General features: G+C 54.0%; 10 protein-coding genes. 1 reads left to right on the plus strand and 9 read right to left on the minus strand.

The features are described from left to right. Positions 1 to 69: 69 nt before the first annotated feature. The 4 genes from C491_RS21580 to C491_RS21585 all read right to left on the minus strand — a co-directional run bounded on the left by C491_RS21580 (position 70) and on the right by C491_RS21585 (position 5788). Entirely contained in the window at positions 70 to 1257 is a 1188-nt protein-coding gene (locus tag C491_RS21580) for a metal-dependent hydrolase family protein (RefSeq protein ID WP_005557069.1), read from the minus strand. Continuing rightward, entirely contained in the window at positions 1257 to 2420 is a 1164-nt protein-coding gene (locus C491_RS13200; RefSeq protein ID WP_005557071.1) for a M24 family metallopeptidase, read from the minus strand. The genes C491_RS21580 and C491_RS13200 overlap by 1 nt, the downstream gene beginning before the upstream one ends. Then, positions 2421 to 3836, minus strand: coding sequence for a sodium:solute symporter family protein (locus C491_RS13205; RefSeq protein WP_005557073.1), 1416 nt, complete (start codon positions 3834 to 3836; stop codon positions 2421 to 2423). A 752-nt stretch (positions 3837 to 4588) separates the two neighbouring features. Continuing rightward, positions 4589 to 5788, minus strand: coding sequence for an asparaginase (locus tag C491_RS21585; protein WP_206537571.1), 1200 nt, complete (start codon positions 5786 to 5788; stop codon positions 4589 to 4591). 344 nt (positions 5789 to 6132) lie between these two features. On the opposite strand from C491_RS21585, the gene C491_RS13210 reads away from it, so the two are divergent. Next, positions 6133 to 7902 (plus strand): MutS-related protein, encoded by a 1770-nt coding sequence (locus C491_RS13210; RefSeq protein ID WP_005557077.1) that lies wholly within the window; start codon positions 6133 to 6135, stop codon positions 7900 to 7902. A 415-nt stretch (positions 7903 to 8317) separates the two neighbouring features. Here the strand turns inward: C491_RS13210 and C491_RS13215 are convergent, their stop codons facing one another. The 5 genes from C491_RS13215 to C491_RS22485 all read right to left on the minus strand — a co-directional run. Continuing rightward, the gene (locus C491_RS13215) at positions 8318 to 8812 is read right to left on the minus strand and encodes a hypothetical protein (RefSeq protein WP_049891892.1); all 495 of its coding nucleotides are present in this window, start codon (positions 8810 to 8812) and stop codon (positions 8318 to 8320) included. After that, positions 8805 to 9470 (minus strand): nucleotidyltransferase domain-containing protein, encoded by a 666-nt coding sequence (locus C491_RS21590; protein ID WP_005557083.1) that lies wholly within the window; start codon positions 9468 to 9470, stop codon positions 8805 to 8807. Before C491_RS21590 ends, C491_RS13215 begins: the two co-directional genes overlap by 8 nt. Before the next feature lie 182 nt (positions 9471 to 9652). Continuing rightward, the gene (locus C491_RS13225; protein WP_049891896.1) at positions 9653 to 10216 is read right to left on the minus strand and encodes a hypothetical protein; all 564 of its coding nucleotides are present in this window, start codon (positions 10214 to 10216) and stop codon (positions 9653 to 9655) included. A 515-nt stretch (positions 10217 to 10731) separates the two neighbouring features. Beyond that, entirely contained in the window at positions 10732 to 11376 is a 645-nt protein-coding gene (locus tag C491_RS13230; RefSeq protein WP_083909318.1) for a DUF4352 domain-containing protein, read from the minus strand. 245 nt (positions 11377 to 11621) lie between these two features. Continuing rightward, positions 11622 to 11701 (minus strand): integrase core domain-containing protein (locus C491_RS22485; RefSeq protein ID WP_005557093.1); only part of this gene is annotated, 80 nt, incomplete at its 5' end.

The raw sequence follows: 11701 nt of genomic DNA on the forward strand, positions 1-11701 counted from the left end.
GACCTCGGTTGCGTTGCCCCGAATAAACAGCAAAAGTATGAATCAGACTGTGGTTCTGAAATGAGAGTCCTAATCTGATTGAGAGTGCTCTACGACAATATTGCTCTCTTTTAGGACTATAGTTGGGTCGGCAGTCGCAGAAATATCTACTAGTGGATTCTCATCGTAGCAGACCAAATCTGCAGGGGTACCTGGCTCGACAATACCGAGATCTGGTTTTCCGAGTTCAGTCACACCTGCGAGTGTCGCTGCTTCCAATGCGTCCGGTGGGTCCATGCCTTCGTTGACCATTTGCTCGAGTTCCAGATGGATTGCTGAATGAGGAACGCCTGGAGAACCGGCGTCGCTACCCGCGAGGATACGACAGCCACGAGCTAGTGCTGATTGAAATGCAGCCGTGTGCTGGTCGTATAGTTCACTGGCGTTCTGCTGGGCGTACTCTGGAATACCATCTCCTCCACCTGCAATCCGCCCATAGACGAACAACGTTGGATCATACGCTTGGTCTTTAGTATGTAACCGATCGATGAGATCCTCATCAAGCTGATTACCATGCTCGATCGTGTCGACACCAGCCTCAACTGCGTTTTCGATTCCTGATTGGCCAATCGCATGGGCAGCGACCGGGAGCCCGAATCGCTCAGCTTCGTCTACGATTGCCTCTAACTCTTCACGTGAGAGTTCGGCTGTCCCAGCGTCTTCTCCAACAGATTGTCCATAAACACCACCGGTTGCGCTTACTTTGATGAGATCTGCACCAGCGCTGCGAAGTTCGCGAACGGCATTGCGGCAGTCCAAGGGACCGTTGCTCTCGATGCCCCAAAATGGATCATGGCCTCCAGGAATAATGATTGTCTGTCCGCTGGCATAGGTCCGCGGCCCTTCGACCCATCCCTTTCGAATCGCGTGGGCGACAGAGACCGCAATATCATCGACGCTACCAACATCACGGATAGTTGTGACACCGCCGTGGAGTTGGTCTCGAGCGTTACGAACAGCACGGAGTGTCATCTGCTGTTCTGAATCTGCTCGCAATGTTGCGACTGGGTCTCCGGAGCCATCCCACACCAAGTGAACATGCATATCACATAGGCCAGGGATGATCGTCTCAGTCTCGATTTCTTTGTGAGCTGAACCAGGGCGTTCTTGGCTTACAGTAGCGATTTCGTGATTGCGCACGCCTACCCAGTGATCGTCACGAAGTCCGTTCTGGGCGTCCCAGACAGCCCCGTGGATGAGTACATCATACGACGCCATCAGTCGACTCGTAGGACGCCAGCATTGGTCTCTGTGACGCTCTCTGCGCCGCTTTCGGTAATAATGAGGGTGTCAGAGTGTCGAAGCGCATTCCCCTTCTCGTGAAAATATAACCCCGGCTCGATGCTGATCACCATTCCCGGCTCGAGCTCTCCTGTCTTTTGTGCGTTCAATGCGGGTTGCTCGTGGATCGTGATTCCCTCTCCGTGACCTGTTCTGTGTTGCACGTAGTCACCGAAACCTCGAGATTTGATTTGCTCGTATGCCCACTGATCGATCTCTCCAACGTCTTTGCCGGGTTCGACTCGGTCAATAACCTGCTCACGAACATCGACCAGCATTTCCATTCCCTCCTCAATTTCATCGTCGACGTCTCCAACGAGGAATGTCCGTTCTTCCTCGCAAATGTACCCCTGAACCGACGGCAAGGCAATTCCGACGACGCTGTCGCCGCCTTCGATCATGCGCGAGGATGAGAGGCTATGTGGTTCAAGTCCGTGTGGTCCAGAAAGGATACTAGCAAACCCGTACTGTCCGAGTTCGTTTGCTGTTCCGATATCGAACTCACTGTGCTTGTCAAGGTAGGTATCGTAATACGCTTGTTGGACCTCCGCAACGACCTCAATTTCGGGTTTTCCAGAGCGGACTGACTCAAACATTGCCTCACAGCCAGCCGTCGCCAAATCCTGTGCTCGACGGATTTTGTCGAGTTCCCAGTCTGTCTTCACAATACGAAGCGAATAGAAATGGTCCGTCGCATCGACGAAATCAGCATTACTCTGGGCAGAAAGGCTCTCGACCCAGCTGGGTTGCGCTTTTGCAGCATCATAACCGAGTGTCTCAGCTGAGTCGGGGATGGCTGCCGCCAGTATCTCGAATGGGTTGTCGCTATCCTCGTACGTTAGTACACGGTCGGTCCACGCAGTTCGTCTGGCCTTTCGTTCCTCTAACCGAGGGCCAACAAATGCGCTTTCTGACGGCGTCACGACTCCGAGAACTGGTCTGGAATACATCCCAGCATAACAGCCAGTCAGATAGTATGAGTTCGCTGGCGAAAACCCGATTAGCCCATCTAGATCGCTTTCACTTAGATAGTCTCGAATCTTCTCGAGTCGCTCGTCGTCTACGAATTGATCCTCTGGTTCTGGTGAAAAGTCGTGCATCTATGATGCCTCCATTGGTTCTGTTACAACTTCTCCATCTCTAGTTATATAACTAACCACAAGGATGGAAAGCAGTGCAGCAGGTGCAGCGATTACGACTGCATCAGTTTCGATCGGTGTCCCGAGCAGGGGGTCCCAGGCAATTGCAATACTCGCACCGACGAGCATTCCTGAGATTCCACCAGCTTTAGTGAGTCGATTCCTCATGAGGAAAACGGCCATCAGCGGAACGGTGATCGCGGCCCCGTATGCTGTGTAGGAATACATCTGGAGCTCGAGAATCGTCGGGAAGAATTCTCCGAGAACAAATGCAAAGATTCCTAGAGCGATGACCAGTCCCCGCGTAAACCAGGCAACCCTGGATGAAGATGCATCGGGGTTTACGAAGTTACTGTACAGGTCATGTGAAATATTCGTACTTGCTGAAAGCAAGTATGAGCTTCCCGTCGTAATGATGAACGCTGAGACTGCAGCAAGCAGTAGTCCACCGATCCAAGTCGGAATAACAGTTGTTACCGCGACCAGTGCCATTCCTGGATCCCCTAGCTCTGGGAACATGGCACGGGAGGCAAACACGAAAACAGGGATGATCGTCATCGCTACACCGACACCGATGAACCACCCAATAATTCCCCGATTACTGCTCTCGTCACTGTCTCCAGCAAGGATTCGTTGATACATATTCTGATCGCCCAAGATCAGCAAAAAGAACGGTGCCCAGAAGCCCAAGAACTGGAGGAATGTCAGGTCTCCGAGCAGATTGGTATGTGTATCCGGTGTTTCCGCGACGATGTTGCCCCAACCGCCTGCACTCGAGAGGACGAACGGGACCGCGACAATTAATCCGAATATCATCAGAAAGGCACTGATGGCGTCTGTATAGGAAACGGACATTAGGCCACCCATCGCTGCCAGACTAATAATGACTACAGCACCAATGATTGTCCCTTGTGTGACAGAGATCCCGGTAGAAACGTTCAGCACGAATCCAAACCCGATGAACTGGTAGGAGACGATCCCAACGTATGCAAACGCAATAACGATCATTCCGATCACTCGACCTTCCCAGCCAAGTGCGTCCTCCAGCATCTCTGGGATAGTGATTTCACTCCCAGCCCTAATGCGCGGAGCTAGGACTTTGAGGATTACAATCCCGATCAGTGCTGCACTCATAAACAGAATTGCTGGCACAAATCCGTTTGCGTACCCAATCGAGGTAGGGCCACCAGTAACGGTCCCAGAGCCCATCCACGTTGCCATCAATGTCCCAGCTATGATTACGGCACCAAGGCTTCGTCCAGCGAGCAAGAAGTCCTCTGCAGTGTTTGTTTTCTTGTACGCCCAGACACCAACACCCAGCATCACTACGAGGTAGGCTGCTACTATGTAGAACAGTGTTATGTCAGAATCTACCATAGGTACGAGATTCTGAAGCAGATCGTATAAATGCTATGGCGGTCATGGTCGGTCAAATCTAGTTGGGGTACTTCGTCTATACGCCAACTGACCGGCAATCCAGTGACTGAGGCTGGCATACCGATCAACGTCGTCTGTTGCTGGGTCGGGTTTAGACTGGATCGCTGCAAAGCGATAGCCATCCATGTCGGGAGACTACTCTTTGCTCAACTTGACACACTTGAGCTGTCTGCGGTAGGTCACGCTCCAGGCTTCGTCGTTGTTCTTGAGTCTTTGTTAACCAACACTGCGAAAGAAAGAACCGGCCTTTGTTGGTTAAGACGAGAGATCTTCGAGGACGTTCCGGCTCAATCAGTTGATTGTTCAGAGTGAGAGATGAAGTCCCCGAGTACCAGCACGGCGAGTAGCCGAATGCGAAAGTCGGGCAATAGGTTCAGCGTGATCGGAACAGGGCTGAAGAAATGAGTGGGAGTATCCGATTGCTCGAGAACATTCGGAGCAAGCGCTGAATTCACCGAACACATCAATATCGAGCACGCCCGCGAGTACCAGCGTGGCGACTGGCCAGATACCGAGGCCGGGCAGCAGGCTCGGCGTGATTGCGACGGGAGTACGAACACGGATGAAGGGTGAGTGATTGCTCGAGCAGCCTGCCCTGCCAGCGAGTTGTACGCGCCATCGCCGTTATTTAGCAAGGCTCGGTGATACTGTGAACGGTATTATGACGAGTATCTCATTTTCTCCTATTGTGGCTAGAGTGTTGAGGTGGGAACGATGGCGGTTCCATACTTGCCTGCTTCGACTGTCTCACGGATCTCTTCGAGATCACTCGTTATAGTAAGTGCAACAATAAGATGTATGCGAGCTTTCCAGACTGGGAGGTCTTCCATTGAAACGTCAGTACCCTCCTCATCGGACGGTGACGCTGGGCCATCGAAGTTTCGTGTACTGCTGACAACGGGAATACCAGCATCGAGAGTAGCTTCAACTGCGTCGCTTATCGCAGGTGACGTTCCGCCACGACCCGAATGTTGTACTGCGAACCCATCAGCATCGTATTTCCCATTAACCGCTTGTTCCATCAGCGGTGCTTCAGCCCCGGCTCCCGTCGCGACGATTGGGACCGTCATTTCAGGCGTTGCCTCGAGGTCACAGTCAGAGAGATTTGAGGAATAGCTTCCCGGTTCGCGGTAGATTAGTATCTCGTCATCAGTGAAACGAGCGATCGGACCGGGCGATCCAGAGGAGAACGTCTCTAGTGACCATGCGTCGGATTTCATGATGTCACGGGCGGCATGTACTGTTTCGTTCAAAAGAGCGTAAACTCCACTTGGTTCATCAGAGAGATGGAACTCATTGCGAGTGACAAGGCGCGCTGCTAAAAGCAGATTCGATGGACCATCAGCAACGATTGCATCTGCGGGACGCATTGCGCCGACAAATACAACGGGAATATCCAGATCTAACACCAGATCGTTAAAGTATGCATCTTCTTCGATTGTGTTCGTCCCGTGAGTGACGATGACACCAGCAGCACCGTCTTCCTCGGCTTGTTTCGCTGCCTTTGCAACACTCACATAATCCTCGACCAAAAGACTGGGGCTTCCCTTTTGCGCCGCCTCCGCGATTTCGATGTCAACGAAGTGCTCTAATTCTGGAACGGATTCGACGATTGCGTCTGCTTCTTCGGAGAGACTATAGCCTTCATCAGCAGCCTCTTCTGTACTCGCGATGGTTCCACCGGTTTGTACAAGCCGTACCAACGGCCGCTCGTCTTCGTCAGGTAGCTCTACGTCTTCTAACATCTCTTCGGCGGACTGTGCCGTTGCCGCCCCGCTAGCGAGGGCTGTCCCACCTGCGGCTCCCGCAAGCTGGAGGAACGATCTCCTGTTTGGCAGAAAGCTGCCAGTTTCATCTCCCATCGATGCTTTTTCAGCATGTTTGTCTGCCATAGCGCTTGAGAGTTCGATCACTTGTTAATAGATTTTCGCCTATTATGTCCTGTTCAGGCTATACAACATATTAGTTATTAAATGCAGCATGGAGGTGGCCCAATATTCATTGATCAGCCAGTCAAAGAGGAGGTAAGTGAATGTTCCTACACCCATATATTAGAATCTATTCTCTTCATCGGTTAGCCCCTTGTCGGACACTCGCTTTTTGATACGGCAAGCCCGCTTTCCATCGAGTCGTTCCTACGTTAACTCTCCGCCGAACTCGGCTTCGATCTCAGACCGATTTTCGAGTAACGTGTTTGAGGCACAGTGTTCAAGATGGTCGGCTCGAACTCAGAAGTATGCGACTCGAGGAGTATTGGGGAGTCGGTCCGAAGACGCGGGAGACACTGGTCAAGGAGCTGGGTCAAGAGCAAGCGATCCAAGCGATTGAGAGCGGGGACATACGGACACTCTCCGATACCGGACTCGCCCGGGGACGGGCGACGCGGATTCTTCGCCGGGCGACCGGCGGCGAGAGAATGGACATCTTGGCCACGAATGATGCCCGATCTGCATACAACGAACTGCTAGACCTCGCTGTCGATCACGCCGTCACCCAGCGCGCAGCCGACCGGATCCGGGTGCTTACACCGCTCGAGAGCAAGAAAGCAATGGAAGACCGCCTTGATAACGTGCTCGCGGCTCGAGACGCTTGGGAGGCGCTCGCGGCCGACGACCGAGAGGTCGTACTCGCGGCGTTCAACCGCTACGATGAGCGCGATGGGAGTGAACTCGCCGCCGTCGAAGCTGCGCTCGCGCTGCTCGAATCCGGTGTAAAGTCCGGTCCCTTCGCGTTGATCGCGGATCTCGAGGCCGACGCTCTCGAGGCGGCCGCGGCTGCGCTTGCGGCACTCAACAACGGTCAGGTCCGCGAGGGAGCAGACGAGGAACTCGACCGGTTGCGCGACACGCTAGGCACAGTCGAGGACATGGATGCGAACGCGCTCGAACTCATCGATGAACTCCAAGACGGCGGTGTTCAGGACGTCACGGACTTTCGCGAGTCGTTCGAGGCTCGACTCCTCTCCGATACTGATGTCACGGTCGAGCAGGTACGGGAAGCGATGCCGACGAACGCGACGGACGCCACAGACTTCGTCGGCGGAACGCTCCGCCGGCTGCGGTCAGACCTCCGAGAGGCCGCCGACGAACGTGAAGAGCGAGTCGCGGAAGAGTTCGAATCGACGCTCTCAGAGCGGGACGAAGCCATCGAGCAGGCCGTCAGCGCCGTCGACGAAATCGCGTTCCACCTCTCGCTGGCGCGCTTTGCACTCGCCCACGACTGCACCCGACCGACGTTCAGAGGAGAGGACGGCGCGGCCGTCTCTGTCGTCGCCGCGCGCAACCTTACAGTTGACGCGAGCGGCGAGGACGTTCAGCCGATCACCTACGCGCTGGGCGACCATACCGTTACCGAGGGGCCCACAGAGGCTGGCATTCCCGGCCAGCAGCACGTCACCGTCCTCACGGGAGCGAACAGCGGCGGGAAGACAACCCTGCTCGAGACGCTGTGCCAGATCGTCCTGCTGGCGACGATGGGGCTGCCCGTTCCCGCTGAGCAGGCCGAAGTGACACCAATTGACGCGCTGGTCTTTCACCGCCGCCACGCGAGTTTCAATGCAGGCGTCCTCGAGTCGACGCTGCGCTCGATCGTGCCGCCGCTATCGGCCGATGGGAAAACCCTGATGCTGGTCGACGAGTTCGAGGCGATCACCGAACCTGGCAGTGCGGCAGACCTCCTGCACGGACTGGTGACACTGACCGTCGACCGCGAAGCGCTGGGCATGTTCGTTACCCACCTCGCGGACGACCTCGAGCCCCTGCCGTCCGAAGCCCGCATCGACGGCATCTTCGCAGAGGGGCTGAGTCCCGACCTCGAGTTGGTCGTCGACTACCAGCCTCGCTTCGACACCGTGGGGCGGTCGACACCAGAGTTCATCGTCTCGAGGCTCGTCGCAAATGCGAGCGACCGAAGCGAACGCACCGGATTCGAAACGCTGGGAGAGGCCGTCGGAAACGAGGCCGTTCAGCGCACGCTCGCGGACGTTCGCTGGACCGCTGACAAGTAAGGAAGTGATTTGCTGATGCTTCCCTTTGGACTGATGCAGTTTACGTCCTCGAGTGTCGTCAGAGGACAGTCACTGACAGAGTACTTCGTGAGGAGTTTTATCTTCAGACAAAGAGGGGATGGGCACACCGCGCTCAAAAAAAGGACGGCCTATTGTACGTAGGGGTGAGCCAGACGGCTGCGACTCGGTTAAAACAACATGCTGCTGGTCGAGGTCAGGGAGCCAACTTCACTCAAATCTTCCCAGCTAGTCGACTACTTTCGATTGATTGGTATCGCTCAGCCTCTCTGGCTTATCGAGCGGAACCGATCACGGCTGATGTCCTTGATGAAGCGATCAGTGATAATGTATACGTCTCTCAACCAGGTTAACAGATCTGTCTTATTCAAAACGAGTGGTACATCTGGAGTCGTTATCAATCGCAAATACACTCGTGGCCAGCAGAAGAGAACGTAAGGACGTATTGGTGGACTACGGTTGCGAGCTCGAGCATCGCATCAGCCTGCTCAGCGGTTGCCGCTGCCTCTCGGTAGTACACCGCCGCACGGTTTGTTTTCCAGAGATCCAGTAGCCGGTCACCAAACGACTCGCTGAAGAGATTGATCTCCACGCCTCGTTCGTAGACTGCCGCATGATCATGACGGAGGTCTGCACCGCCTGCAGCATTGCGGTGGATAAGGTAGAACTGGATACTCCGTTCGATGGCGACGAACGAGGTCTCGATGACAACAGTGTGGTGGCCGTTGCGCTCGCGGAGCGTAGTAGCAGCCTCGAGAAGGCGACAGGCCTTCCGGAGTTGAACAAGGGCTTCATCGGAGACATCGAGTCCTGTCTCGAGTGAGTGACCACGAGTATCTTCGAATGCTCTCTCAGCTGCCTCGAGTGCCGTGTCGACGTCGCTATTATCCATTCGTCAGTACCTCTGTCTTGAGGTCTTGTAGTGGTCCCGTATCGTACAGCGTGAGTCCGTCGGCGAAGATTTCTTGCAGTCGATCTGCTTGGCGTGTAGCCGAATCGCTGGACTCGACTAGTATCTCGAAGGCGTATCTGTCGCCATCGAATTGCCGATCTCCCAGCTCCTGGGCGAGTTCGTGAGCTCGCTTCTGGCTCGTCGCTCGGTTGTCATCGACGAGAACAAAGCAATCGATATCACTTCGTCGGTCAGCGTGCCCTCGAGCGACGCTTCCGAAGAGCAGGATTCCAGTGACGTCCTCGAGCGTCTCGAGGAGTCGTTCTTTGAGCGTACGAACGGGATCTCGAAATTCGTCCTGTGGGATCCGAAGGATTGGATCGTCGGGAACGTTGAGTCGGTCGCGATTGATTTGAACGAGCTTCTTTCGCCCTTCGGTGATCGTTACAAGGTCGAGTGATTCGAGATCGTCAACAGCGAGCGAGACGCTACGAGGAGGACGGTCGATCGCACGTCCGAGGTCTCGAATGCCAAAAGCTGAGTGTGGAGTATCCGTGAGAAGTGAGAGAATCGGGCCGCAGGCGGTGTGTCTGAATACATCCTCATTTGGGAGGGGAATAGGGAGTGCAATAGATTGCTGTTTAACCTTGTTATCCATGGCTAACAGTATTATACAGTAAGCAAAGTAGCTTATGGAGGGTCAATAATTCGATTGCTCGAGTTATGCAGTGCGTCAGCCCGATATTCGAATCAACTGCGATTCAGCAAATTGGCCCAGCAGGAGTGCACTGGAGTTCGGATCTCCACTTCCTATAGAAGGGTTGAGACCGACGTTTGAGTCTATCGGAGCTGCTCGAGAATCTGCAGAAAGCGAAACGCGGGTTCGCCATAGGCTTTGGTCTCTTCGGCTGCGACCGCTCGGAGCTCGTTGATACGCTCAGTGTAGCTATCGTTGATCACGAGTTCGATCGGTGTACCGTACTCCGTCTCGAACTCGTTTGAGAGCACCTCGAGGCCATCGGTAAGAAATCCTTCCGTGACGTAGGGTGCCCAGAGTTGGAGGACATAGTTATCGGCGTCATCGAATATTCGAGTCACGTACTCGTAGTCGGATCGGAATTTTGTCTCGAGTTTCTCGAGCGAGTATTGGTAGCTCCGATTCCCGTAGTCTTCCCACTTATCGGTGCTTGGAGTTCCAGAGTACAACGCGCCGTTCAGGTGGGTCACGACCTCACAGGCATAGATCGTCTGTGTGCCCTCATTCGAGTCGATTGCAACGACGTCGATCTCCATCTGGTCGCCGTCCTCTTTCGACCGCGCGTTATAGCTGACAACTTCGGCGTCAGTGACGACCGTATGATATGCACCGACGATTAGTTCGCCGGCCTGGGCATTAGAGACCATTTGGAGTGGTTAGGTCGCTGGCCCCACGAGCGTATCGTCCTCAAGCACAGTATAAGACTGCTCGAGATTCTCGACGGCAATCACAAATTCGAGGAGTAACGCTGCGTTCCGTTAACCAACAGACGGGTGGAAACAGCACCCTTTGTTGGTTAAGAGTTTTCGCCAATGCGGTCGGTAGATTGCTACCTGAGTAGCAATGTTGTCGAGACTCTCGAGTGTCTTGCTTCGAACTCCTTGAGGACGCCTGAAGCTAATTCTGTGAGTAGATAGTTTGCTTCACTCTCTCGAAGTCCTCTTGAGTCGATCCCTTGATTCGGTAGATCGCCGCGAAGAGCGCCCCCTCAACATCTTGATGACCGCACCCGGCAGGATCCATCGAAGACAGATATTCAGCGTGAGCTTCGAGTGACTTGACTCGAGTCATTGGATAATTGACTGCCATCTATCTAGGAGTGTGGACACGAAAGAAGTACGACGGGCAGTACCAACACTCGACTGACTATCGACTTTCTACCCTATCCAGACCAGCGAATATTGATATTCGATCCTAAGAAGTCATCATGCCAAACTAGGTCCAGGTCAGATTCGTCCGTGTCTTCTGGGACCTCAAAGACAACAACGCCCTCACGAGTCACGCCGGGTTGGACTTCGCCACCGTCATATTCTTCATACTCTTCGAGACCAAGGACAGTAGCCGTGTCATATTGGCTCCCGTCGTGGAGCAGTTGGAAATCCATCCAAGCCCTTGGCAAGCGTTCAGCTTCGTCGCTATTGTTTGTCGCTTCGAACTCAAGGAGTGCGTACTGGTATCCTTCGTCTGGCTCACTGGGGAAGTCCGGATTGCCAAGCTGGTCCTCAAAGACAAATCCATGTGCGGTAGCGACAACACCGTTTGAGAGTTCAATCTGCTCACCGTAGGAGACTTCGACTTGCTCGTCTTGTTCGTCAGCGTAGCCGGAACCCTCGCTTTCAGATTCGTCGTCAGTGTCGTTGCCGTTCCCGTCTGCTGTGTCGTCGCCGTTCTCGTCTGCTGTGTCGTCATTCGTATCAACACTCTCGTCATCAGCAGATGTTTCATCGGTGCCAGCACAGCCAGCGAGCGCCACCGCTGCTACCCCACTAATACCGATAAGTGTCTTTCGTCGTGAAAGGTTTCCCATTATTTACCATTCCCCACCAAAGGGGAAACGCGATTCGCCTGCTGTGACACAGGATACACCGCCGAAACGCAGGTGTCTGAAGATAATAATATAGCATAGATACTATTAAGAATTCCGATTTTTCAACTGTATATACATGGTGGCGGGAGTGTTTCTGGCTAACCAGATATGCAAATCAAACGTGCTAATAGAAATGTTACTACACCAATTGTTAGACGATGTCCGAATTTTACATCTGGCACTGTCTAGTTCTGCACCTCCTCGATCGGCGTCTTTCCGTCGAGAGCTTGGTGCGGTCTCTGGCGGTTGTAGTAGTGCATGAATT

Origin of the sequence: Natronococcus amylolyticus DSM 10524, from assembly GCF_000337675.1 — an archaeon.
Classification (GTDB): domain Archaea; phylum Halobacteriota; class Halobacteria; order Halobacteriales; family Natrialbaceae; genus Natronococcus; species Natronococcus amylolyticus.